Origin of the sequence: Bradyrhizobium sp. AZCC 2262, assembly GCF_036924535.1 — a bacterium.
Taxonomy (GTDB): Bacteria; Pseudomonadota; Alphaproteobacteria; order Rhizobiales; family Xanthobacteraceae; genus Bradyrhizobium.
In genome coordinates this window covers 6,380,642-6,404,480 of the sequence record NZ_JAZHRT010000001.1, presented here as the reverse complement: position 1 = coordinate 6,404,480, position 23,839 = coordinate 6,380,642, and the positions used below count along the sequence as shown (strand labels likewise).

The 23,839-nt window shown below is 62.3% G+C and carries 24 protein-coding genes and 1 tRNA gene; 12 read left to right on the top strand and 13 right to left on the bottom strand.

Going from position 1 to position 23,839, the window contains the following annotated elements; genetic code table 11:
- Positions 1 to 39: 39 nt before the first annotated feature.
- From V1283_RS29985 to V1283_RS29970, 4 genes are all read left to right on the top strand, one after another.
- On the top strand, positions 40 to 1,278 hold the full coding sequence (locus tag V1283_RS29985; protein ID WP_334390216.1) for a hypothetical protein: 1,239 nt from the start codon (positions 40 to 42) through the stop codon (positions 1,276 to 1,278).
- 294 nt (positions 1,279 to 1,572) lie between these two features.
- Positions 1,573 to 2,103, top strand: a complete 531-nt coding sequence (locus tag V1283_RS29980; protein WP_334390215.1) for a hypothetical protein — start codon at positions 1,573 to 1,575, stop codon at positions 2,101 to 2,103.
- A 284-nt stretch (positions 2,104 to 2,387) separates the two neighbouring features.
- The gene (locus V1283_RS29975) at positions 2,388 to 4,121 is read left to right on the top strand and encodes a type I secretion system permease/ATPase (protein ID WP_334390214.1); all 1,734 of its coding nucleotides are present in this window, start codon (positions 2,388 to 2,390) and stop codon (positions 4,119 to 4,121) included.
- Positions 4,118 to 5,626, top strand: a complete 1,509-nt coding sequence (locus V1283_RS29970; RefSeq protein ID WP_334390213.1) for an HlyD family type I secretion periplasmic adaptor subunit — start codon at positions 4,118 to 4,120, stop codon at positions 5,624 to 5,626. Before V1283_RS29975 ends, V1283_RS29970 begins: the two co-directional genes overlap by 4 nt.
- A gap of 32 nt (positions 5,627 to 5,658) precedes the next feature.
- Here V1283_RS29970 and V1283_RS29965 read toward each other — a convergent pair whose 3' ends face one another.
- The 5 genes from V1283_RS29965 to V1283_RS29945 form a co-directional block, all read right to left on the bottom strand.
- Positions 5,659 to 6,534, bottom strand: a complete 876-nt coding sequence (locus tag V1283_RS29965) for a response regulator transcription factor (RefSeq protein ID WP_334390212.1) — start codon at positions 6,532 to 6,534, stop codon at positions 5,659 to 5,661.
- 88 nt (positions 6,535 to 6,622) lie between these two features.
- On the bottom strand, positions 6,623 to 7,021 hold the full coding sequence (locus V1283_RS29960; protein ID WP_334390211.1) for a hypothetical protein: 399 nt from the start codon (positions 7,019 to 7,021) through the stop codon (positions 6,623 to 6,625).
- A 414-nt stretch (positions 7,022 to 7,435) separates the two neighbouring features.
- A tRNA-Val gene (locus tag V1283_RS29955) sits at positions 7,436 to 7,510 on the bottom strand.
- 153 nt (positions 7,511 to 7,663) lie between these two features.
- Complete coding sequence (locus V1283_RS29950) at positions 7,664 to 8,944, bottom strand: hypothetical protein (RefSeq protein ID WP_334390210.1); 1,281 nt, start codon at positions 8,942 to 8,944, stop codon at positions 7,664 to 7,666.
- Positions 8,945 to 9,156: 212 nt separating this feature from the next.
- Positions 9,157 to 9,819 carry a DUF1134 domain-containing protein gene (locus V1283_RS29945; RefSeq protein ID WP_334390209.1) on the bottom strand — a complete coding sequence of 221 codons (663 nt, stop codon included), beginning with the start codon at positions 9,817 to 9,819 and terminating at the stop codon, positions 9,157 to 9,159.
- 112 nt (positions 9,820 to 9,931) lie between these two features.
- On the opposite strand from V1283_RS29945, the gene V1283_RS29940 reads away from it, so the two are divergent.
- Positions 9,932 to 10,438 carry a YHS domain-containing (seleno)protein gene (locus tag V1283_RS29940; RefSeq protein WP_334390208.1) on the top strand — a complete coding sequence of 169 codons (507 nt, stop codon included), beginning with the start codon at positions 9,932 to 9,934 and terminating at the stop codon, positions 10,436 to 10,438.
- Between the two features lie 33 nt (positions 10,439 to 10,471).
- On the opposite strand, the gene V1283_RS29935 is transcribed toward V1283_RS29940, so the two are convergent.
- A complete protein-coding gene (locus V1283_RS29935; RefSeq protein WP_334390207.1) occupies positions 10,472 to 11,296 on the bottom strand; it encodes a 3'(2'),5'-bisphosphate nucleotidase CysQ family protein in 825 nt (274 codons plus the stop codon).
- A 150-nt stretch (positions 11,297 to 11,446) separates the two neighbouring features.
- On the opposite strand from V1283_RS29935, the gene chpT reads away from it, so the two are divergent.
- The 6 genes from chpT (at position 11,447) to V1283_RS29905 (ending at position 18,138) form a co-directional block, all read left to right on the top strand.
- Positions 11,447 to 12,094, top strand: a complete 648-nt coding sequence (chpT, locus tag V1283_RS29930; protein WP_334390206.1) for a histidine phosphotransferase ChpT — start codon at positions 11,447 to 11,449, stop codon at positions 12,092 to 12,094.
- A gap of 241 nt (positions 12,095 to 12,335) precedes the next feature.
- On the top strand, positions 12,336 to 15,110 hold the full coding sequence (locus V1283_RS29925) for a hybrid sensor histidine kinase/response regulator (RefSeq protein WP_334390205.1): 2,775 nt from the start codon (positions 12,336 to 12,338) through the stop codon (positions 15,108 to 15,110).
- 12 nt (positions 15,111 to 15,122) lie between these two features.
- Positions 15,123 to 15,593 carry a chemotaxis protein CheW gene (locus V1283_RS29920; RefSeq protein ID WP_334390203.1) on the top strand — a complete coding sequence of 157 codons (471 nt, stop codon included), beginning with the start codon at positions 15,123 to 15,125 and terminating at the stop codon, positions 15,591 to 15,593.
- Positions 15,594 to 15,651: 58 nt separating this feature from the next.
- The gene (locus V1283_RS29915; protein ID WP_108517399.1) at positions 15,652 to 16,017 is read left to right on the top strand and encodes a response regulator; all 366 of its coding nucleotides are present in this window, start codon (positions 15,652 to 15,654) and stop codon (positions 16,015 to 16,017) included.
- A gap of 76 nt (positions 16,018 to 16,093) precedes the next feature.
- Positions 16,094 to 17,263 carry a protein-glutamate methylesterase/protein-glutamine glutaminase gene (locus tag V1283_RS29910; protein ID WP_334390202.1) on the top strand — a complete coding sequence of 390 codons (1,170 nt, stop codon included), beginning with the start codon at positions 16,094 to 16,096 and terminating at the stop codon, positions 17,261 to 17,263.
- Complete coding sequence (locus tag V1283_RS29905; RefSeq protein WP_334390201.1) at positions 17,260 to 18,138, top strand: CheR family methyltransferase; 879 nt, start codon at positions 17,260 to 17,262, stop codon at positions 18,136 to 18,138. Before V1283_RS29910 ends, V1283_RS29905 begins: the two co-directional genes overlap by 4 nt.
- A gap of 40 nt (positions 18,139 to 18,178) precedes the next feature.
- On the opposite strand, the gene V1283_RS29900 is transcribed toward V1283_RS29905, so the two are convergent.
- The 6 genes from V1283_RS29900 to V1283_RS29875 all read right to left on the bottom strand — a co-directional run bounded on the left by V1283_RS29900 (position 18,179) and on the right by V1283_RS29875 (position 21,569).
- Positions 18,179 to 19,336 (bottom strand): glutathionylspermidine synthase family protein, encoded by a 1,158-nt coding sequence (locus V1283_RS29900; RefSeq protein WP_334390200.1) that lies wholly within the window; start codon positions 19,334 to 19,336, stop codon positions 18,179 to 18,181.
- 8 nt (positions 19,337 to 19,344) lie between these two features.
- The gene (locus tag V1283_RS29895) at positions 19,345 to 19,563 is read right to left on the bottom strand and encodes a hypothetical protein (RefSeq protein ID WP_334390199.1); all 219 of its coding nucleotides are present in this window, start codon (positions 19,561 to 19,563) and stop codon (positions 19,345 to 19,347) included.
- 103 nt (positions 19,564 to 19,666) lie between these two features.
- A complete protein-coding gene (locus V1283_RS29890) occupies positions 19,667 to 20,065 on the bottom strand; it encodes a hypothetical protein (RefSeq protein WP_334390198.1) in 399 nt (132 codons plus the stop codon).
- Positions 20,066 to 20,067: 2 nt separating this feature from the next.
- Positions 20,068 to 20,472 (bottom strand): DUF350 domain-containing protein, encoded by a 405-nt coding sequence (locus tag V1283_RS29885; protein WP_334390197.1) that lies wholly within the window; start codon positions 20,470 to 20,472, stop codon positions 20,068 to 20,070.
- Positions 20,473 to 20,604: 132 nt separating this feature from the next.
- The gene (locus tag V1283_RS29880) at positions 20,605 to 21,189 is read right to left on the bottom strand and encodes a DUF4126 domain-containing protein (RefSeq protein WP_334390196.1); all 585 of its coding nucleotides are present in this window, start codon (positions 21,187 to 21,189) and stop codon (positions 20,605 to 20,607) included.
- Between the two features lie 122 nt (positions 21,190 to 21,311).
- Complete coding sequence (locus tag V1283_RS29875; RefSeq protein ID WP_334390195.1) at positions 21,312 to 21,569, bottom strand: GlsB/YeaQ/YmgE family stress response membrane protein; 258 nt, start codon at positions 21,567 to 21,569, stop codon at positions 21,312 to 21,314.
- A gap of 181 nt (positions 21,570 to 21,750) precedes the next feature.
- Between V1283_RS29875 and V1283_RS29870 the strand changes: the two genes are divergently transcribed.
- Positions 21,751 to 22,905, top strand: a complete 1,155-nt coding sequence (locus tag V1283_RS29870; protein ID WP_334390194.1) for a DUF937 domain-containing protein — start codon at positions 21,751 to 21,753, stop codon at positions 22,903 to 22,905.
- 173 nt (positions 22,906 to 23,078) lie between these two features.
- On the opposite strand, the gene ctrA is transcribed toward V1283_RS29870, so the two are convergent.
- A complete protein-coding gene (gene ctrA / locus V1283_RS29865) occupies positions 23,079 to 23,780 on the bottom strand; it encodes a response regulator transcription factor CtrA (protein WP_016848562.1) in 702 nt (233 codons plus the stop codon).
- Between the last annotated feature and the right edge of the window lie 59 nt (positions 23,781 to 23,839).

The following is a 23,839-nucleotide window of genomic DNA, read 5'->3' as shown; positions in this document are numbered from 1 at the left end:
GTCCAGTCGGCGCGAAGCGATTTCGATAGGGCAGCAGCCATGGGTGTTCGGAGTGTATCGGACGGCGGTCACCTCGGCATCAAGTATCCGCTCGGGTACGATGCACCAGGCTCGTGGTGGCTTTCCGCGGATTCGTGGCCAAATTTTCCGATCCACACGGGAGATAACAGCGCCGGCAATGGCGGCAACGGCTATTTTGCCGGGAGCCTGATCGCGAGGAGCTACGCTGCTTTCGAGCCGCTCAACGTGGCGCATGCCGGCTCCCATGCGACAGCCGACGCCGATCAGACGAACATTGCGTATTTTGATCAGTCCGCGACGCAGATCGCGGGCGTGGGCGGTGATGGCGGCAATGGGAATGCCGCATTGGGCGGAAACGTCGGCGCGTTCGGGTCTTTCGGCCCTGGCGCGATCGCGACCGGTGACAACAGCGCCGGCAATGGTGGCGATGGCACCTTCTTCGGAGCAATGGTGCATGCTCCTGTCGCGGTCTATGCCCCGATCAACATTGCGGTGGCGGGATACAATTCCAGTGCCCACGCCGATCAGACGAACAATGTGGTGTTCGATCAATCCGCGGTTCAGATGGCCGGCGTCGGGGGTGATGGCGGGAACGGCAATGCCGCGATTGGCGGAAATGTGTCTGTCGCCGGAACGAGCCACGGGTCTCAACAAACCATCGGCGGGTCAGGCCTCGCATCCGACCAGGGCGGGACTGGCTCCGATGCGATCACGAGCGGGGATAACCACGCCGGCAACGGCGGAGACGGCTACGCCTATGGGGGCATCATTCACGCGACCTTTGCATTCTACTATCCGATCAACATCGCGGTGGCGGGATACAATTCCACTGCCAACGCCGAACAGACAAACAATGTGGTGTTCGATCAATCCGCGGTTCAGATGGCCGGCGTCGGGGGGGATGGCGGGAACGGCAATCACGCGGTTGGCGGAAGTTCCGACATTTTCTCTTCCATCTTCGACTTGATCGGCTCTGACGTCATCGCGACCGGCCACAACAGCGCCGGCAACGGCGGCAACGGCCATTTCTCGGGAAGCATGGTCGACATCGACGTGGCGATCTACGCCCCGATCAACATTGCGGTCGCCGGCTACAATTCAACAGCCGAGGCTCATCAGAGCAACAATGTCTGGTTCGATCAGAGCACGGTCCAGACGGCCGGAATCGGCGGTGACGGTGGCCACGGCAACGCCGCGCTTGGCGGCGATCTCGCCATGCACCTGTTGTCGGACCTTCACTTGCTGGATCATGCCTAGGGCCTTTTCCGTTTCGATAGAATCGAAACGGGGCTCTCGATTTTTCAATTGACGCATTTTCTTGACGCGCACCGGTCTCCGCCCACGGACCAAGTCCACGCGCATGCTTCGCTCGAAAACGCTGTAGCGGCATTGAAGCTCGCCGGATCTCGGCGGAAGGATAGTATTTCGGGCGTACACCGTTGCCACAGGGTGGCATCAGCTTTGGTGGCTAGACCGTTCCGGTGTCCAAATCCAAAATCGTTGCTGTCCACATTGGGACGCACAGTGTGCAACCAAATCAGGGAGACTCACATGTCAAAGGCCAAGGCAATGTTTCCGTCCGACACGATCTCGCTCAAGGACGTTTACACCGGCGGCAACAGCGCAGGCAATGGTGGAGACGGCGTTAACACGGGTGACATCAGCAGCAAGCCCAGTCTCGAGTTCAACCCGTACAACAAGGCTGAGGGCGCCGACGTCCACGTCAACACCGGCGATAAGGTTCACCAGGACGCGGACTGGAGTGCCGGCGGCGCGAATGCGAAGGCGGAGAAGTATTCGAAAGCGGAGGGCGGAAAAGCCTATTCGAATGGCGACCAGGAATCGGAAAGCGGCCACAACAAGTCCGACGTAGATGCCAACACGTCGGCCCATCAGGAAAACGACCTCAAGGTCGACATGAGTCAGAACGTGTGGGCCGGCATCGGCGGCAACGGCGGAGACCACAACAAGGCTGAAGGTGGTGACGTTGACGTCAAGGCCAGCATCGAGTCCGCGACCGACTCGTTCAACAGCCACGAGTACTACCATATCGACGATTCAGGCATGATAGCGCACGGCTGATCGGCGCCTCCGAGGGGCAGAGAGCCGGCAGCGGGGGCTGCCGGTTCTCACTTCGCCAGCGAAGGCGGCGAATGAGCTTTACCGTCATCGCACCCGATGACAGGCTTCCGCGAAGCAATCCATCGCTCCGCGTGTGCGGTATGGATTGCTTCGTCGCTTCGCTCCCTTGCGCAAACGCTTCGCGTTTGTCGCGGGCAATGACGGTAGCGGAACTACTCCGACTTCTTCGCCGCCAGCCGAAACAATGCGGGAAGGGTCGGACTCAGATCTCTGGCAGGACCGCAATGCTGATGCCACCGCTCCGGCTGCAAACGATCTCACCACTTCGGACGCCGTTGAAGTCGGCCTTGCGGGCCTGCGCGGGGTCGCTCGGATTAGTTTTCGCATATAGCTGCAGCTATAATCTCCTTCTCCTCGCGCCTTCCATCTATCTGCTTCAGATATACGATCGCGTGCTGTCGAGCCGCAGCGGCGATACGCTCCTGATGCTGACGCTCATCGTGGCGTTTACCGTCGTGGTTGGCGGCGTGCTCGATGCGCTGCGCCGCGCCGCATTGGGCCGGATGGGCGAGTGGCTTGAGGAAGAACTCCATCCGGCAGTGCTCTCCGCGTGCTTCAGATACGCCTATGAAGCCGATCGGGCGCGGGTATCGGAAGCCTATCGCGATCTTACGACCCTGCGTCAGTTCGCTCAGTCAGGAGCGAGCTCGACGCTGTTTGACGCGCTCTGGACGCCACTCTTTCTCGGCGTTCTCTTCCTTGTGCATCCGTTGCTGGGAGTGGTAGGCGCGCTCACCGCGCTTCTCCTGCTTGGTCTCGGGCTTGTCGGAGACCGGCTCACGGAAGGCCCGCAGGCGCGGTCGGCTGCCGCACTGACGAGGAGTCAGGGATGGTTCGCGATGGCCGCCGGAAACCTCCACGTGATCAGGGCGATGGGAATGCTCGAAGGTGCCGCGCGCCTCATCGGCCAAGCTGCGCAGGATGCGAGAAGCGAGCAAGCCGTGGTGCAACGTCGCCACGAGACCATCATGCTGATCTCCAAACCCGCGCGGGCGCTCGCGCAGGTCCTGATCATGGGCACTGCCGCCTGGCTCGTGCTGGAACAGAGCAGAAGTCCCGCCATCATCTTTGCTACCAGCATGCTGTTCGGACGCGCGCTTGCGCCCATTGAAGGGGCGATTGCAGGATGGAAGGCGTTCGCGATGGCCCTGGCCGCCTACCGCCGGCTCAACGACATCATGTCGGCTGCCACCCCGGTCAAGAGCATCAAGGCCTTCCCGGACCGGAAGGGCAATCTCATCGTCAACAATGTTGGCGCCGCCCTGCCGGGATCGAACCATTTGATGCTGAGAGATGTGTCGTTCAGTCTCGCGCCCGGTGAATGCCTTGGCATCATTGGTCCCTCCGGCTCCGGCAAATCCACGCTCGGCAAAATCATCACTGGAATCTCAGCTCCGACGGTGGGTTCGGTCTCGCTCGATGGCATCGACGTTTTGGCCGTGCGCGATTCCGGCGGCGGCCGGCGTCTCGGATATCTGCCGCAGGATATCGATCTCTTCGGAGAAACAATAAAGGACATCATTGCACGGCTGGACGACGCCGATTTACAGAAGGTCATTGAAGCGGCGAAGCTGGCCGGCCTTCACGAAACGATCATTCGGCTGCCGCAGGCGTACGATACGGTCGTCAATGTCGCAGGGGCCAATCTCCCACGTGGGTTTCGCCAGCGCCTCGGCCTTGCACGGGCGTTTTTCGGCAACCCGCACCTCGTGGTCCTCGACGAGCCGAACTCCAGCCTGGACAGTCTCGGCGAGCGCATGCTCTTCGACGCCATTGAACGGATGAAGGCAGCCAATACGACTGTCATCATCATCACCCACCGGATAGGGATCCTCGGCGCAACGGACAAGCTTGCCATCATGCAGGGCGGAGCGGTCAGCGCATTCGGTGAGAGCAGGGAAGTTTTCGAAAGGTGTTTGGCACGCCCCCAAGTTGCCTCGCGCGAGCCGGTCGCATGAAGATTTCATCCGCTCACATCAACATTCGGGAGGTGCCGCGGTGGCTGGGATCGGCGGCGTCGGCTCTCCGCGACCGGCTGCGCGGCGTCACCTGGATCCGCATCAAGCGTTTTCACCGTCGCTTTGCCCGAAGGGGATGGGCTCGTCTCAAAATTGCATTTGCTGAGGTCGATATCTGGGAGATCCCACGGTGGTTGAGATCGGCGCCGCCGGCGCTCCGCGACCGACTTCGCGGCGTCACCTGGACTGGAAACCTGCTGGTCTGCGGCTTTGTCCTTGGTCTCGGTACCTGGTCAACCTATGCCCCGCTCGAAAGCGCGGCGATTGCTATCGGGACCGTCGAATCCGAGTCGAGCCGCAAAACGATCCAGCATCTTGAGGGCGGCATCATCAGGGAAATTCTGGTCGCGGACGGCGACGCTGTCCGAGCTGGACAAACACTGATCACGCTGGAGGACACCAAGGCTCGTGCCGAAGCCCAGAGCCTGCAAGGCCAGTTGTGGGAGGCGACGGCACGAGAAGCGCGGCTGCAGGCAGAACAGCACGGAGAAGAGCGGGTGTTGTTTTCGGCCAAGCTGGAGATGGCACAGTATGAAAGTCCGTCGGTCGCGGACGTTCTTGCGGGGCAGCAAGCCATCTTCGAAACGCGTCGGCAGGTCTTTCAATCGCAAGCGGCCGTAAACCGGGAAAAAAGGTCGCAGGTCGAAAAGGAGATCGAGGGCCTCAGGGCGCAGGAAAGCGCGGCCTCAAGGCGCATCGAAATCGTCCGCGAAGAAGCTGCCACCGTCGCCATGCTCGTTAACAAGGGACTTGAGCGGCGTCCGCGACTTCTGAACCTCGAGCGGGAGATGGCTGACATCGAGGGGCGGCGGGGTGAGGTTGTCGCGCAGATATCGCGCGCCGGTCAGGTCATCAACGAATCGCAGGCAACTCTTCTCAAACTCGAGAACGACCGCCAGAACGAGATCGCGCAATCGCTGCGCGAGGTGCAGAACCAGATTTTTCAGATACGCGAACGACTGCAGGCGGCCGACGACCAACTGTCACGAACGGCGGTCAAGGCGCCCCAGGACGGCGTGGTAACGGACCTGAGGATTCATACTCCAGGTGGCGTGATCGGCGCCGGCGCACCTCTCATGGATCTGGTTCCCCGGCAAGATCGGCTCATCGTGATTGCGCGCGTCAGGCCCGAAGACATCGATGTGGTCCGTCCCGGACTGAGCGCCGAAGTGAATCTCCTGCCCTACAATCAGCGGCGCGTGCCACCGCTCCATGGGACTGTGATGCACGTGTCTGCCGACCGTCTGGTCGACAAGCGAACCGATCAACCCTACTACGCAACGAAGATTCGAATGCAGGATCCGGCCGGCGCCGGGTTCTCTGGTGTCCAGATCATTCCGGGAATGCCGGCCCAGGCGTTCATCAAGACGGGTCGCGGCACCGTGGCGCTCTACGCCCTCAGGCCTCTGCTCGACAGCTTCCACAGCGCGTTCCGCGAGGATTGAACTGCGAGCAGAACTGCCAGCTCAGGCAGCTCTCAAGATGATCGCACGCGGGAGGGCAGCGCATGACCATTGGCGCGTCGGCTCCAGCGAATGACCGCCTCGGTGCGGTTATGCGCGGAACATTTTCGCATGATGCGCTGAATATGCATTTTTACGGTGTTTTCCGAAAGGTTGAGCCTGACGGCAATCAACTTGTTGGGAAGGCCGAGCTGCAGCGCCTCGAGCACATGTTGTTCGCGTGGTGTAAGGTCGACCATCGCCTTCTCCGGCACAATCCTGGTGGCGCCGTTACCCTGGCTAGTTCCGAATAGCTCGGGCGCGCCGGGGCATTCCGATATCGCCTTGAGGCTCGACGCTCCATTTTGCCCAACGATCGGTAACGGTCGGTAGACCCCACCGGCAAGAACCAGGCGTAGTCCGGCAATAGCGACTTCGACCGGGATCGATATCGGAAAAAATCCGCGCACTCCGCGTTGCATCGCGGCTGAGGCCGTCGCATCGTCGTCGCGATTTGACAACACGGCAACGGACGCATTCGGACAGGATTTTGCGAGAAGCGCGAGACTCTCCTCGATCGAAGGGTCAGTGATCTGCTTGTCCCCGATATTCAGCGCAATCAGGCGGATATCTCTGCCTGACAACCAGTTCAGGCCGCTCGTCGTTGGCATCTCGACGATCTCGAATCCAGTGAGCTCTCTCCTGAGGATATTGAGGATGCACGTACGCGCCAGGACATGTTGCTCGATGATTACGAGCACCGGCGAGTTTTGTGTTACCAGGGCTAGTTCCGCGGGATTAGTAAGATCGTCCATGGTGTCCCCGAATTCAGAGAAAGGGCTTGAGTCACTCCACCAGTTTTGATTTCCATTTTCCTTGGAGCAAAATCTGCCCCACACGCTCTGCAGCAAATCGCTGCTAATTCGCGACGTTGCTTCCGACTTTCAAGTCCGTTCGCTGGAACGTCGCCAGGGGACCTTCTGGTCCCTCGCAACAGATCTAGCTGCTGCAAATATTGCGATACGCGCTCGCCGCCGCCGAATTCGCGGGGCCATCGACGACGTATGCTTCATCTTCCGTTACGAGATATAGAAAAGGCCTGTCTCCAGTATCTTCACCCGACGCTTTCTTTCCTTTGACGCGGCCGCAAATGGTGTCGACGGATTTTCCGAGCGTATTTTTGCGGCTGGCCCGTTTCATCTCGCCGAACTCGGCGGACGCGGGGTCCTCCAACTTCGCAGCAACCGTGGTCTTCGCCTTGGTAATGACCGGATCGGGCGTCTCGGCGGGCCGACCAGACGCCGGAGCCTCGACTTTCGCTTCGACTACGGCGGACTTCGGCTTTTTCGCAGCGAGATCGGACCCGTCGCGGGCGCGGGCAATCGTCGGCTCCTCCATCTTCGCCGTGCTTGTGGACTTGGCCCTTGTTGTCTCGGACTTGGTCCTAGATGACGCTGGCGTCGGTTCAATCGGCCGACTGGCCGCCGTTTTGCCGAACCCGTTCGCGTCCGTGCATGCTTCCATGCTCGCTTGCGGCGGCCAAGGGTAGCTACAGCCAACCAGGGTCGCAGCCAGAATTCCAATGAGAAGCGTTCTCATGCCATTCCCTCATCAGGAGCCTGAGTTCCGCTCGCATTTCTTGCGGCGATCTAATAATGTTGCGCTGGTTGTCTATCCTTTGCGCAAAAGTATTAAGTGGTTGTTAAACGCCGGGCCTTTCGCCGCGGCATGCGTTGCATAGCCAATGCCGGCGCATTCAAGCTCTGAGAAACGTCAAAGCCATATTTCAAAGCCCATACATCACGGGCTTGATGGTGGACGCACAAGGGATCGAACCTTGGACCTCTCCCGTGTGAAGGGAACGCTCTCCCGCTGAGCTATGCGTCCGGGAACGGCGAAAACCAGGGCCGTCAGAGCCCGCGATTTACGAAGTGCGGGCCCTCAGTGTCAAGCGATAGTCAGGCCGCGCCATAGCGTTTTCGAGCGAAGTGGGCACCGGTTCGCGAAAAGAGAACGCGTTAGAACAAAAAATTGGGAGAATTACGCCCCCTGCTGCCGGGCGCGGGAGGCGTGGGACTGTAGCGCGCGGATGCGTTCGGCGAGCGTGCCGCCGCCTTCCGCGACGGCTGCGGTGCCGGGGACGTCGTTGGCGGGCTTGGCCGGGGTTTTTGGCACGGCCGGTTCCGCGGCAAGCATGGCCTCGATCGCCGAATTCGGGCCCTCGAGCTGCATGGCGAGCTTTGCCACCTCGGCGGCGATGTCGTTGATGCGCTCCCGCAGCAGCGCGTTCTCCATCCGCTCGGTCTGCCACGAGCTTTCGGCCTGCTGCTGGATCGCGTTGATGTCACGCTGCAGTTTGGCGCGCTCGTCGCGGGCGGCGCGAAGCTGCTCCTCGACCGCAGCTTTCTCAGCTCGCAATTTCTCGACGACCGGGGACTTGCCGCCGTTCGTCGCCGCGATCTCTGTGCGCAGTTCGCGTGCGGCGCGTTCGGCGTTTTCGTTCGCCTGCCGGAGCTGATTGTTTTCGTATTCGCGCTCGGCGAGGATCTTGCCTTGCGTCGCCAGCCGCGCTTCGAGGTCGTTGACGCGGCTGCCGAGCATCTCGGCTTCCTTGACCTGGACGATCAATTGCCGGTCGAGGTCGGTGACGCGCTGGCTCAAATTTTCGACGCGGCTGCGCGCTTCCGTCAGCTCGTGCGTCGCGCGCTCGGAATCGGCGCGCTCCTGGGCGAGGCGAGCCTGCGTCGTCGAAAATTCCTTTTCGGCGTCGCCGACGCGGCCCTTCAGTTGCTCGATCTGCGTGCGCACCGCGACCAGCTCGACCTGGCGGCTGTCCGCCGTCATCGAACGATCGTTCAATTCGTGATTGATCCTGGCGAGATCGGCCTGCTTGTCGGTCAGCGCATGTTCGGCGTTGCGCAGCAGATCGGTCTTGGCGGCGAATTCCTCTTCGGTGGCGCGCAACTGTTCCTTCACCGCCTTCTCGCGCGCTTCGAGCGAGAAGATCGTGGCGTTCTTTTCGCCGAGCTCGATCTTCATGCGGTTGATCGCGTCGCTCTTCTTGCCGAGTTCGGCGAGCTGGCTGGTGGTCTTGTTCTTGAGCTGCTCGACGCTCATTTCGAGCCGTCGCGCCGACATGGCGAATTCCGCGCGCAGCTGGTCCTTGTCGGCCTGGATCTCGGCCATCGACAGCGGCGTTGCCGCCTCAAGCCGCCGCGTCGTCAGCCGCACCGCACGGTTGTGCACCAGCGGCACGATCATCAGGCCGAACAGCATGGAGACCAGAAAACCGATTGCCAGATACATGATCGGTTCGATCATGGATGGTTACTCCACACAGACAGGGAATTTGTTAATCACAATGCCACGCCGGGTCGGCCAAAGACCAGCCCGTTGCCGCGTTAACCTGAATCGGCTGGACGAGACGCGCGCATTTTTTAGTTTAAGCATGATTCTCCGGGCAAGACGCGCTGCGTTTTGTCCCAAGGGAAAACCGGTCCCCAGTTTTCCGGATCACGCTCCCGACAACGGGCTCAGAACGGGTTCCAGGTCGCGCGCGGGGTATATTTGAGATAGCCGACATTGGCGCCGAGCCGCAGTCCGATGCCGGAGCGGATCGGCACCAGCACGATGTTGTTGGCGGTCAGCGCGGTCATGCCGAAGCCGCCGACGATATAGGCGGAGCCGTCGATACCGACGAAGCGCTGATAGATCGCATTGGTCGCGGGCAGGTTGTAGACCAGCGTCATGGTGCGCGCGCCGTCGCCGCCCCAGTCGAAGCCGACCGACGGCCCCTGCCAGTAGACCCGCAGATCGCCGGCGTTCTTGGTGTAGAGCGTGCCTTCGCCATACCGCAGGCCCGCCACAAAAGCGCCCGAGCCTTCCTCGCCGAGCACATAGCCGTTGGGCAGGCCCCATTGGCTGACCGCGCGCTCGATGATGGATGCCAGTCCACGCGAAACATTGCCGAAGAATTTGTGCCCGGCCGAAACCAGTTCGCCAGGTTCGAAGGTGTCCGGGCCTGCCTGGCGCTGTGGCGGCGGCGCCGGCTGGGCAGGATATGGCTGTTGTGCCGGGTAGGCCGGTGGTGGTTGCTGCGCCGGATAGGCCGGCGGCGGCTGCTGCGCGGAAGCCGACACGGTCCAGCACATCAGCGCGGCAAACGTCACCGCGGCTAGGCGTGAAGCAAACGTCATGAAAGAACCCCTGGCATCGAAATTCTGGCCGCCGCCTTAACCTGACGCCAACAAGCATGGCTCTAGGTTGCGCCCAGTGTCCCCTCGACTCGCAATGTTATCGGCACCAACTATGACGGCACAACGGCAGGAAAGATACGGTTCGCGCCCCGGAATAGCCCTTTTTGCCTTATTGGCGGGCTTTTTTGCTGCGCTCAGCCTTGATTTCGCCGCGTGGGCCGCGACCACCGAGCGCGTGGTGGTGAACCGCTATTCCGGGCTCGCCATCGAGGGCTTCGATCCCGTCGCCTATTTCACGGAATCCATGGCCTTTCAAGGCTTGCCCGACTTCGAGGCCCGCGAAGCCGGCGCTGTCTGGCGTTTCCGCAACGAAGGCAATCGCGCCTCCTTCGTGGCGCATCCGGAAATCTACGGGCCGCAGTTCGGCGGCTATGACCCCGTCGATCTGGGACGCGGGGTAACCTATGCGGGCAACCCGCGCTTCTGGGTAGTCGCGGGTCAACGGCTCTATCTGTTTGGCCGCGAGGAAAACCGCGATGCGTTCGCCGCCGAGCCGGCACGTTTCCTGAAAGACGCCGCCGCGCGCTGGCCAGCGCTGGAGCGAGGGCTCGCGCAGTAGCGAGGTGGCGGCTGTAGCGAACTGCTGCGAAACTCACACTGCCGCGTTCGGATCGCCCCAGGCGATGAATTCCGGAACGATAAAATCCTTTCGCTCGGTGCCGAATTGCAGCGCTGCGCCGCTTGAATTCGTGACCCTGCCGCCGGCGGCCAAGACGACCGCATGACCCGCAGCCACGTCCCATTCGGAGACCGGTGACAGCCGGGGATAGATATCGACCCCGCCTTCGGCGACCCGGCCGAATTTGACCGCCGAGCCGAGTTCACAGCGTACCGCGCCCGGCCTTGCCGCAATGAAGGCTTCCGTCCTGGCATCGCCATGCGAACGGCTGACCGCGACCGTCCACGGTTGGCCGCGCGGCGGGCAGGGACGGGTGTGAATCGGCTCGATCAACGGTTTACCCTTGCCAAGCGTCAGCCGTTCCGCGCCGCGTCCGACAATGCCGCGCCAGATCAGCCCGAGCGCGGGCGCGCTGATAATGCCGAGCAGCGGTGTTCCGTGGCTCACCAGCGCCAGATTGACGGTGAATTCGTTGCGGCCGGCGACGAATTCCTTGGTGCCGTCCAGCGGGTCGATCAGGAAGAAGCTTCCCCGATAGGGCAGTGTGGCCTGCGCGGTGCGCTCTTCCGACAGCGACGGTATATCGGGCACCACCCGGGCAAGGCCCTCGGCGATGACCAGGTCAGCCGCCAGATCGGCCTCCGTTACCGGCGATCCGTCGGTCTTGCCGTCGACCTTCATGGCGGAACGGTTGACGGCAAGGATCGCAGCGCCAGCCCGGATCACGGTGTCGGTCAGCGATTCGATCAGCGCCGCGGCGGCATCGCAGTCGAGTGCGGGCGGACGTGCCTCATTCATGAGCTAAGCCTATTTGCTGTTCGTCCTGCCTTACCATTGCCGCCCCGTGCTGGCAGCACGGGGCTGCGCAGTGTATCAAACCGATAAGCACGCGTGATTCGTAACTGCCCGCCAGCAATTTGCGATTCGGCGGCTTTCCAGGAACCCATGATGTCTGGCACTCCGTCTCCCGGTCCTGCTCCCGATGCCCTCGAACTTGCGGCGCTGTTGTGTTCGCGAGTCTGTCACGATCTCATCAGCCCGGTTGGCGCGATCGTCAATGGGCTTGAGGTACTTGACGACAACCCGAAACCCGAAGACCGCGATTTCGCGCTCGATCTGATCCGCAAGAGCGCCAAGACCGCTTCGGCGCGATTGCAGTTCTGCCGCCTGGCGTTTGGCGCCGCGGGATCGGCGGGTGCGCAGATCGATCTCGGCGATGCGCAGACCATGGCGCGCGGCCACATCGAGGACGGCAAGATCACCATCACCTGGAATCTGCCGCGGCTGTTGCTGCCGAAGAACCGCGTCAAGCTGCTGCTGAACATGCTGATCATTGCGCAGCAGACGATCCCGCGCGGCGGTACGTTGACGGTCGATCCGATCGGCGACGGCGAGACGATGAGTTTTCGCGTGACGTCGGCCGGCCTTAACGCCCGCCTGCCACAGAACATCGCCGATCTCCTGAGCGTGAACTCGACGGCTTCCGTCGATGCGCATGCGGTGCAGCCTTACTATACGCGGCTGTTGGCGCAGGCCTGCGGGCTCAGCGTGACGCTTGCGCCCGACGGGGAAAAGGTGATCGTTACCGCGGCTTAAAGCGCGCGCCAACGCGCAAACCCTGAACGCGTTTAGGCGCGATCCCAGAACGCGCTGAAGCGCGTTTAAGGTTAACCAAGTGTTGAAAACAGGCGGCAGAATTCATTTCTGCCGCCTTATCTCTTTGTTGATCCCGTTCTTTTCCATTTGAGCAACCAATATTAAACGCTTTGCATAGAAGCTGGCCTCGTTCCGTAAGGCGCGTCGATGTCGCGTGCCGGTGCGTGCGAAGGCCAGTTTCATGGATGACTTATTGCGGGAGTTTTTGACCGAAACCAGCGAAAGCCTGGATACGGTCGACAATCAGTTGGTGCGGTTCGAGCAGGACCCGAGCGACGCGAAGATTTTGGATAATATCTTCCGCCTGGTCCACACCATCAAGGGCACCTGCGGTTTCCTGGGGCTGCCGCGGCTGGAAGCGCTGGCCCATGCTGGCGAGACCCTGATGGGCAAATTCCGCGACGGCATGCCGGTCAAGGCCGAAGCCGTGACGCTGATCCTTTCTTCGATCGACCGCATTAAAGAGATTCTGGCCGGGCTGGAAGCGACCGAGACCGAGCCCGAGGGCACCGACGAAGACCTGATCGAGAAACTGCACGCGATGGCCGAAGGCGCCAAGCATGCCGCGGCCGAGCCGGTTGCCGCGCCGGTCCCCGTGGTTGCCGCACCCCCGGTGCAGCCCGCGATCGCCCAGGAAGTTGCCAAGGGCACGCTGGTGGACCAGGTACTGGAACGCCCGTTGCGTCCCGGCGAGGTCTCGCTCGACGACCTCGAACGCGCCTTCCGCGAGACCGAGACCGAAGCCGCCCCCGCGCCCAAACCCGCGCCGGTTCCTGTCGCCAAGCCGGCCGCGCCCGCCGCCAAGCCAGCCGCCACCGTGCCGGAAGCCAAGGAAATCGCCAAGGAAACCGCGAAGGCCAAACCGGCCAAGCGCGCCGCGGTCGCCGATACCGATGTTCAGGAAGCCGACAAGATCGCCAACCAGTCGATCCGCGTCAACGTGGACACGCTCGAACATCTGATGACGATGGTCTCCGAGCTGGTGCTGACCCGCAACCAGCTCCTGGAAATCTCCCGCCGCAACGAGGACACCGAGTTCAAGGTGCCGCTGCAGCGGCTGTCGAACGTCACCGCCGAGCTGCAGGAAGGCGTCATGAAGACGCGGATGCAGCCGATCGGCAATGCCTGGCAGAAGCTGCCCAGAATCGTCCGCGATCTCTCCGGCGAACTCGGCAAGCAGATCGAACTCGAGATGCACGGCGCCGACACCGAGCTCGACCGCCAGGTGCTCGACCTGATCAAGGATCCGTTGACGCACATGGTGCGCAACTCCGCCGACCATGGCCTCGAGACCCCGGCCGAGCGGCTGGCCTCAGGCAAGGGCGAGCAGGGCACGATACGGCTATCAGCCTATCACGAGGGCGGCCACATCATCATCTGCATCGCCGACAATGGCCGCGGGTTGAACACCGAGCGGATCAAGGCCAAGGCGCTGCAGAACGGTCTCGTCAGCGAGGCCGAACTGGAGAAGATGACCGAAGCCCAGATCCACAAGTTCATCTTTGCCCCGGGCTTCTCCACGGCGGCTGCCGTCACCTCGGTCTCCGGCCGCGGCGTCGGCATGGACGTGGTGCGCACCAATATCGACCAGATCGGCGGCACCATCGACATCAAGTCGGTGGCCGGCGAGGGTTCCTCCGTCACCATCAAGATCCCGCTGACGCTCGCCATCGTCTCGGCCCTGATCGTGGAAGCCGCTGGTGACCGCTTTGCGATCCCCCAATTGTCTGTGGTGGAACTGGTGCGCGCCCGCGCCAACTCCGAACACCGCATCGAGCGCATCAAGGACACCGCTGTCCTCAGGTTGCGCAACAAGCTGTTGCCGCTGATGCACCTGAAGAAGCTTTTGAAGATCGACGACGGATCATCCAGCGACCCCGAGAACGGTTTTATCGTGGTGACGCAGGTCGGCAGCCAGACCTTTGGCATCGTGGTCGACGGCGTATTCCACACCGAAGAAATCGTGGTCAAGCCGATGTCCACCAAGCTGCGGCACATCGACATGTTCTCCGGCAACACCATTTTGGGTGATGGCGCCGTGATCATGATCATCGACCCCAACGGCATTGCCAAAGCGCTCGGCGCCTCCGGCTCCTCGGCCCATGAGATGGCGGACGAGGCGTCTGCGGCGCATGCGATCGGCGGTGAACAGCTCACCTCGCTGCTGGTGTTCCGCGCCGGATCGAGCCAGCCCAAGGCCGTCCCGCTCGGGCTCGTTACCCGGCTGGAGGAGATCGCCACCGACAAGATCGAGCTCTCTAACGGCCGCTACATGGTGCAGTACCGCGAGCAGCTGATGCCGCTGGTGCAGATGACCGGGGTCACCGTCCAGACCCAGGGCTCGCAGCCGATCCTGGTGTTTGCCGACGACGGCCGCTCGATGGGGCTCGTGGTCGACGAGATCATCGACATCGTCGAGGAGCGGCTGCACATCGAGGTCGCCGGCCAGCAGGACGGCATTCTCGGTTCGGCCGTGATCAAGGGCCAGGCCACCGAAGTGATCGACGTCGGCCACTTCCTCCCCATGGCGTTTGCCGACTGGTTCTCGCGCAAGGAGATGCGGGCCTCGTCGACGGCGCAATCGGTGCTGCTGGTCGATGACTCAGCGTTCTTCCGGAACATGCTGGCGCCGGTCTTGAAGGCCGCCGGCTACAAAGTGCGGGTCGCCGTCAACGCGCAGGAGGGCCTCGCCGCGCTGCGCTCGAGCCACACATTCGACGTGGTGCTGACCGACATCGAGATGCCGGACATGAACGGCTTCGAGTTCGCCGAGACGATCCGCGCCGACCACAATCTGAGCACGATGCCGATCATCGCTCTGTCTTCGCTGGTGTCGCCGGCGGCGATCGAGCGCGGGCGACAGGCCGGCTTCCACGACTACGTCGCCAAGTTCGACCGTCCCGGCCTGATCGCGGCGCTGAAGGAACAGACCGCCGAGACCAGGAAAGCGGCTTAAGAAGGTAAGATCATGACAACCAAGACCGAGACCATCGAGGGCACCGTGGCCGAATACGTCACCGCGGTGATCGGCGGGCAATTGTTCGGCCTGCCGATCTCGCGGGTGCAGGACGTGTTCATGCCGGAACGGCTGACCCGCGTTCCCCTGTCGTCGGCGGAGATCGCCGGCGTGCTCAATCTGCGCGGCCGCATCGTCACCGTGGTCGACATGCGTGCTCGCCTCGGCCTGCCCAAGAACGACGACGGCAAGCCGCCGATGGCGGTCGGCGTCGATCTGCGCGGCGAGTCCTACGGCCTGCTGATCGACCAGATCGGCGAGGTCTTGAAACTCCATGATAACGGCCGCGAGGAAAACCCCGTCAATCTCGATCCCCGCATGGCCAAGCTCGCCGGCGGTGTTCACCGTCTCGACGGCCAGCTCATGGTCGTCCTCGACGTCGATCGCGTTCTCGAAATCGTGCCGGACCTGATGGCGGCATGAAGACCGAATTTGGAATGGAAACATCCCTCTTGGGATCTGGTGTAGTTGGAGGCCTGAAATGAAAACATGTCTGGTGGTCGATGACTCGAGCGTCATCCGAAAAGTCGCACGCCGCATCCTCGAAGGTCTCGACTTTCAGATCGTCGAAGCCGAGGACGGCCAAAAGGCGCTTGAAGTCTGCAAGCGCGCCATGCCCGAAGCGGTTCTGCTCGACTGGAACATGCCCGTCATGGACGGTTACGAATTCCTCGGCAATCTGCGCCGCATGCCCGGTGGCGACGCGCCCAAGGTGGTGTTCTGCACCACCGAAAACGACGTCGCACACATTGCACGGGCGCTGCATGCCGGTGCCAACGAGTACATCATGAAGCCGTTCGACAAGGACATCGTCACCGCGAAGTTCCAGGAAGTCGGCCTGCTCTGAGTAGGTGATCCCGGCGGCTCAACGGCCTTCGGCGTTGTTTTGTAAGTGTGCCGCTTGAGTCGAGTCGGGTGAATTAATGAGTGTTGCGTTAACGAGGTCTCCACCGCCAATCTCGACACGGCAGGACAAGCTGCGCGTCATGGTGGTCGACGACTCCGTCGTGATCCGCGGGATGATCTCGCGCTGGATCGGCGCCGAGCCGGACATGGAGGTCTCGGCCTCCCTGCGCACCGGTCTCGACGCCGTCAACCAGATCGAACGCATCAAGCCCGATGTTGCCGTGCTCGATATCGAAATGCCGGAGCTCGACGGCATTTCGGCGCTGCCGCAACTGCTGGCGAAAAAGCGCGACCTCGTCATCATCATGGCGTCGACGCTGACCCGCCGCAATGCCGAGATCAGCTTCAAGGCGCTTTCGCTCGGCGCGTCCGACTACATTCCAAAGCCGGAGAGCACGCGCGAGGCATCTGCGGCCGAGACCTTCCACCACGATCTGATTCAGAAGATTCGTCATCTGGGCGCCAGGGCCCGCCGGCGTGCGTCGCCGGCCGCAAGCCCGTCCATCGCGCCGGCCCCTGAGCGGGCACGCGGCGTATCGGTCCAGCCGGTCGCTGCACCGGTGGCGCAACTGCAACTGGCGCGCCAGCCCTTCAGCATGCTGGCGCCGCGGGTGCTCCTGATCGGCTCGTCGACCGGTGGCCCGCAGGCCCTGATGACGCTGGTTGCCGACATCGGCCCGGTGATCGATCGTTTCCCGGTGCTGATCACCCAGCATATGCCGCCGACCTTCACCACGATTCTCGCCGAGCATCTGGCGCGCGCGAGCCGCCGGCCGGCGCATGAAGCCGTCGATGGCGAGATCGTCAAGCCCGGCCGGATCTATCTGGCGCCGGGCGGCCGCCACATGCGCGCGGTGCGCCATGGCGCCGAGACTGCGATCGCGCTCGACGACGGGCCGCCGGTCAATTTCTGCAAACCCGCGGTGGATCCGCTGTTCAACTCCGCCATCGACGTCTGGCAGGGCGGCATCATGTCGGTGATTCTGACCGGCATGGGCTCCGACGGCATGCGCGGCGGCAAGGACATCGTCGCCGCCGGCGGCAGCGTGATTGCCCAGGATGAAGCGACCAGCGTTGTGTGGGGCATGCCAGGCGCGGCCGCCAATGCAGGTATTTGCGCGGCGGTTCTGCCGCTCACTCAGATTGCGCCAAAACTGGTTCGGTTGTTTTCGGGAGATCGTTCGTGACGCCTTCAGACTATGAGTATCTGCGTAAGCTTCTGAAAGAGCGCTCCGGGCTCGATCTGTCAGCCGACAAGCAATATCTGGTCGAAAGCCGGCTGTTGCCGCTGGCGCGCAAGGCCAGCCTGCCGGGAATTTCCGAACTCGTCGCGAAGATGAGGAGCGGGGCGGAAGCACAGACGGCGGAGGTGGTCGAGGCGATGACCACCAACGAGACGTTCTTCTTCCGCGACAAGATTCCGTTCGATCATTTGCGGGAGACGGTTATCCCGGCGATGGCGCAGGCGCGTGCGGCCCGTCGCGCCTTACGCATCTGGTGCGCGGCGTCCTCCACCGGACAGGAGCCGTATTCGATCGCGATGTGCCTGAAGGAAGCAGGTCCCCTGCTGTCCGGCTGGCGCACCGAGATCGTCGCGACCGACCTGTCGCAGGCGGTGCTGGAAAAATCCAAGGCCGGCATCTTCAGCCAGTTCGAGGTGCAGCGCGGATTGCCGATCGGGTTGCTGGTGAAATATTTCGCCCAGAACGGCGAGCTCTGGCAGATCAATGCCGAGATCCGCAGCATGGTGCAGCATCGTCAGCTCAACCTGCTGCAGGACTTCTCCCATCTTGGCGTGTTCGACATCATCTTCTGCCGCAACGTGCTGATCTATTTCGATCAGAATACCAAGACCAATATCTTCGAGCGGCTCTCCCGGATGCTGGAGCCCGATGGCGTGCTGGCGCTGGGCGCGGCCGAATCCGTGGTCGGCATTACCAACACGTTCAAGCCCTATCCGGAGCGGCGCGGACTTTATCGTCCGAACATCGCACCGGTGATACGGGTGGGGGCGTCGACCCTGGTGCCGCAAACCCTGCGGGCCGTCGCCGCGGCGCGCTGAGCCTGGTCCTCTCCTCACCGCGTCCGCTTGCCCAGCCGCGCTACACGATCGCGTGCGGCAGGAAGCGTGACGTGTTGCCGGTGATCGGGTTCTCGTCCTCGCGGATCGACAGGCCGCATGGCGTGTGATCGACCAGCCAGCTGCCGACCACCGCGTATTGATCGGCGAAGCTCGGCAACGGCGCGAAAGCCTGCCGGATGAATCCTTCCGCCCCGTACGGGCCTTGCTGTTCCATCAGCGTGGTGCCGGCGCTGACGAGCGCGACGTTGGCGCCTTCGCGCGAATAGAGCGGCTTGCGCACGAACGAGGTGCCGAGCCTGGCCGCGTCCGGATCGTCCTCGAAATAGGCCGGCAGCAAATTGGGATGGTTCGGAAACATCTCCCATAGCAGGGGAAGGATGCCCTTGTTGGAGAGGATCGCTTTCCATGGCGGCTCGATCCAGCGCGTCGGCGCGCTCAACAGTTTTGCGCCGAATTCGTCGTGAAACATCCATTCCCAGGGATAGAGCTTGAAGGCGAGTTCGATGTTGCGGTTGTCGAGATCGACGAAGTTGCCGTCTTCGCGCAGTCCGATGTCTTCGACGTCGATCAGCGTGGTCTGCAGTCCGGCCTGGCTGGCGGTGTCTTCGAGATAGGCCAGCGTGCCGGCATCCTCCTCACTCTCGGTCATGCCCGCGAGATGGAGATGCCTTGCGTGGGTGAATTTCTTCCAGGCATCGATCAGGCGTTCATGGATCGAATTGAACTGGTCGGCACGCTTCGGGATGATGTTGCGCTCGATCCCCTGTTCGAGCCAGGTCCACTGAAAAACCGCGGCTTCGAAAATCGAAGTCGGCGTGTCGGCGTTATACTCCAGCAGTTTCGCAGGACCGCGGCCGTCGAAGCTCAGGTCCAGCCGGCCGTAGAGGCTGGAATCGTCGCGGTGCCAGCTTTCGGAAATCAGCGGCCAGAATGCTTCGGGTATTCGCAACCGCCGCAGATACTGTTCGTCGTCGATCGCATGGCCGACCAGTTCGAGGCACATCGCGTCGATTTCGGCGGTGGGCTCCTCGATTCCACGTTCGATCTGATCCAGCGTGAATGCGTAGTAGGCCCGTTCGTCCCAATAGCGTTCGCCATCGATGGTGTGAAAGTCGAATCCGGCGTTCTCGGCGGTCGCGCGCCAGTCATCGCGTTCGGGGCAGACGATGCGTTGCATGGAGCGCTCTAACCGCCACCATGGTGGCCGCCGTGGCCGTGGCCATGCAGCCGGTGCGGTGCGCCGCCGAAGCCACGATAGGTCGGGCGGCAGTACAGTCTGCCGTCCGGACCAACGACCGGCCCGCTACCGGGCCCGCAATCCTGCCGCGGCACCAGGCCCATCGACACCGCGCCGATCGCGGCGCTTCCCATCAATGTCAGCACCACACGACGCGAGCGTTTCATGGTTGCGATCCTGTCCTGAGACTTTTGGGGAGACGTCAGTCTCCATCACCTCCGGCCGCGGAAGCAAGCGAAAGCCGGCCCCTTTCACGGCATCGTGCTGGGATCAGCCGCCGGAAAAACCAAAGGCATGCGCAAACGAGCCGAAGCCACCGCGCTGCACGCTGTGCGAAGCGGAATCGGATGTGCCTGACGATGAATGGCTCGAGGACGAATCGCTGCTGTAGTAGCTGCTGCGCGACGAGCCGCCGCCTGAGCCGCCACGGCTGCTGGATGACGACCCGCGCGACGAGCATTCGGTATCGCTCGACGAAGCTGCATTCGGCGATTGTTCGCAATTGCGGTTCGGCATCAGCGTGTAGGCGGCGCTGCCGACCGCGAACGTACCCATCAGCAGCAGCGCAACGTGGCCCGAGCGCTTCGCCGGCGGCGGAGCGGGGCGCGGCGATGCCGGCACCGACACCGGCTTGCGCTTGCCGAATTCCTGGTCTGGTTTGTTGGCCATGGTCAGTAGATCATGCAGGCAGCGTTGAGGGCGCCGGCGGCGAGCGAGGACAGCCCGAGCCAGATCGCGGCGGCGAGTTCGCCGGAAGCGATTCGCTCCGACAATTTCGGCACCGGAACCCTGACGAGGAAATAGACGATGATCTGCACGATCAGCGCGATCGCGGCCCAGATCAGGCAATCCCAGACATTGGCGGAATGGGCGATGGCGCTGACCAGCGGCAGTACGAAGCCGAGCAGGCTCAGGCCCAGCGCGATCGCCGCCGCCGGCTCGTTGGCGCGGATCAGCTCGAACTCGTTATGCGGCGTGACGCGGGTATAGACGAAGAGGTAGGCCACCACGGCTGTTATCGCCGTGCAGAAATAGACCAGGAACGCCGGCAGCCCGGCGAGGGATTGAAGGATCATTAAATCTGCCCCAACTCGTGCGTTCCGAGAGGTTCGCACGATCTGTCAGTCGGTGCACGGGAGGTGGCGGTTCAATCCCCCGAAAACAAAGCCCCGCCATCGCCGGCGGAGCTTGCGAGGAGTGTTCTCGCCTTATTGCTGGTTTGGCTGATGCGATCTCCGAGCCAAGCCCCGAAGCAGCCGGAATGCCAGCCAGAAGAAGAGGATGACCAGAGCGAGCGCGGCGATCGGCGCGGTCAGCGCCAGGATCGAGATCAGCGAGGCGCTCCCGAGTTCGGCCGTGGCAACTGCCGAATTCCCAAGGCCGCTGGTAAAGACGGTGGATTTTGCCCTGAGCATTGCAGTCAAACCTTGCGTGATACCGGCAACGCCACCTCCCGCGATAATGGCTGCCGTCCATTTCAGCATCGGCGGCAGGTCGGTCATAACAGCGGCGGATACGATCGTCCCTGCGACGACGGCGCCCGGCGTCGCTACCGTATCGAGCAGATTGTCCACGCCCGGAACATAGAATGCGGCAATCTCCACGATGGCTGCCGTGCCGAGCATGATGACGGCGGCTGGCGTGCCGAGCCATGCGAAGCCCTCGTTCAGGCTTGCATGTCCGGTGTAAGCCGCGACGCTCAGAACCAGCAACGGGAGGAACAGCCGAAAGCCGGTTGCGGCGGCAAGCCCGATGCCAAGCGCAACCGACAGTGCCAGATCGAAGTTCGACATCTGCTCAGGCTCCATCGGCCGCAGTTCAGCGCAGCGTGAAGGATCAGCGGTGACGTGTACTGATCGGCGTTATCGGCCGCGATGTTTCCGCGATCCGACATCGCCCGCCATGAACGCGCCTTTCAAGTCGTTCGCCGGCTCGTGATGAGGCCATAGACGAACAAGATGATGATCGCCCCGACGACCGCTCCGATAAGTCCTGCACCTTCACCCGGGCTGTACCAGCCGAGGCCTCGTCCGAGATACGATGCAACGAAAGCACCCACGATCCCAAGGATCGTCGTCATGATGAAGCCTGATGGTTCATTATCGCCCGGCATAATGAATTTGGCGATGACGCCGGCGATGAAGCCGATGATGATCGTCCAGAGAATACCCATTCGCGCAACTCCTTGCGTTGAGGAGCGAAATCTTCGTTGAGAGGCCAAATCGTAGCAGTTTTTACGGAACTTCGATTAATCCGGCGAGGTTGTAATATAAGGTGATCAAACTTTGGGGCGCAATCCGGAGGGGACGGATTAGCTTGAGCAGGCAACTACACCCTTGCTCGGGAGAATCGCCATGGCGACGAATCTGGTCTCTGTAGTGATGCAATTCCTCACGCCGGACATGATCGCGAAGATCGCTTCTGTTCTGGGTCTTGATCGCAATATCGCGCAAAAAGCCATCGCGGGTGCAGTTCCCGCCCTTCTTGCAAGCCTCGCTGACGTTGCCTCCACTCCCAATGGGGCACGCCAGCTTACCAACACGCTGACGCAGCAATCCGGTTCGCTCGAGAGCCTCAAGAATCTCGTCGGCGGTGCCGGCCAGAACCTGCTGGCGGAATCCGGATCGAACATGCTTTCTGGCCTGTTCGGTGGCGGAGCGCTGGATACAATGGCCCAGACGATAGGCAAGTTCGCGGGGATCGGCGAGGGCACCAGCAAGTCGATGCTCGGCATGCTTGGCCCCGTGGTTCTCGGCTCGTTAGGTCAGCAGCAACGCAGCATGGGTCTCGATGCAAGCGGGCTGGCATCCCTTCTCACTTCACAGAAGGATCAGATCGCCGCGGCAATACCGTCCGGTCTTGCCAGTCAGTTGAATGCAGCCGGTCTCATCGATGGAGCGACTGAAAGCTTGCGCAGCGGCGCGGCGGCAGCCAGCGCGGCTGGCGGCCGAATTGCAGAGGCTTCGGAGCGGACCATTTCCGGGGCTGGTCAGGCGGCCTCTGCGCTGGCCAGCAGAACAGCGGTACCACAATGGCCGTACTGGTTGGTCGCCGCGGTAGTATTGGGCGGTCTGGTCTGGTTCGCCCTTGGGCGCTCAGGGGAGGACACAGTCGCTCAGGTGTCGCCTCCCGCCACGACGCGGACCGCGACCGGTACCGTGGGCAAGGCTCCGGCGGATTTGACGGTCGGAGGGATGAATCTGGCGAACCAGATCAACGCGTCGGTTGGTTCCATCAGGACCTTGCTTCCCGGCATCACCGATGCCGCTTCGGCCCAGGCCGCTCTGCCCAAGCTGAAGGAGGCAGTAGCTCAACTGAATGAAGTCAGCTCCCGCGCAACGCAGCTCCCTCCTGAAGGAAAGAGCACCCTCGTAAAGCTGATTGTGGTCGCGACCCCAACGATCAACCAGATGTGTGACAAGGTGCTGGCAACGCCCGGCGCCGGCGATATTGCGAAGCCGGCGATTGATGAGCTTCGAGGCAAGCTCGACACGCTCGCGCGCACCTGAATTTTCAGGGGGCGTCGTGCCGTCCGGCCTGCGCCGGACGGCTAGGCAGCGTGCTGTCGGCGGCTTTGTCGATCGCGCGGTTGACGGGGGCGACCTCCCCAAACAAAAACCCCGCCATTTGCGGCGGGGTCCAGTCGGGAGGAGTGAGCCTTGCGACTCGCCTTAAACCCTGATCAGGCGGGGATGCGCTCGTCCGCCTCGTGCGGCTCGCGCAGCACGTAGCCGCGGCCCCACACGGTTTCGATGAAGTTGCGGCCTTCGGAGGCGTTTGCGAGCTTCTTGCGCAGCTTGCAGATGAAGACGTCGATGATCTTCAGCTCGGGCTCGTCCATGCCGCCATAGAGGTGGTTGAGGAACATTTCCTTGGTCAGCGTGGTTCCCTTGCGGAGCGAGAGCAGCTCCAGCATCTGGTATTCCTTGCCGGTCAGGTGGACGCGCTGGCCGCCGACCTCGACCGTCTTGGTGTCGAGATTGACGACGAGATCGCCGGTCTGGATGACCGACTGGGCATGACCCTTGGAACGGCGCACGATCGCATGGATGCGGGCAACCAGTTCGTCCTTGTGGAAGGGCTTGGTCATGTAGTCATCGGCACCGACGCCGAGACCCTTGACCTTATCCTCGATGCCGGCGAGGCCGGAGAGGATCAGAATGGGGGTCTTGATCTTCGAAACCCGGAGCTGCTTGAGCACGTCGTAGCCGGACATGTCGGGCAGGTTAAGGTCGAGAAGGATAATGTCGTAATCATATAGCTTACCGAGGTCGACGCCTTCTTCTCCGAGGTCCGTCGTATAGACGTTGAAACTCTCGGATTTGAGCATCAGCTCGATCGACTGCGCGACAGCGCTGTCATCTTCAATCAGCAAAACGCGCATGCCAGTCCCCTTTAGTCCGCCGCTCCGGGCGTCAGGTCGGCCGCACTTGCGGCACTCAA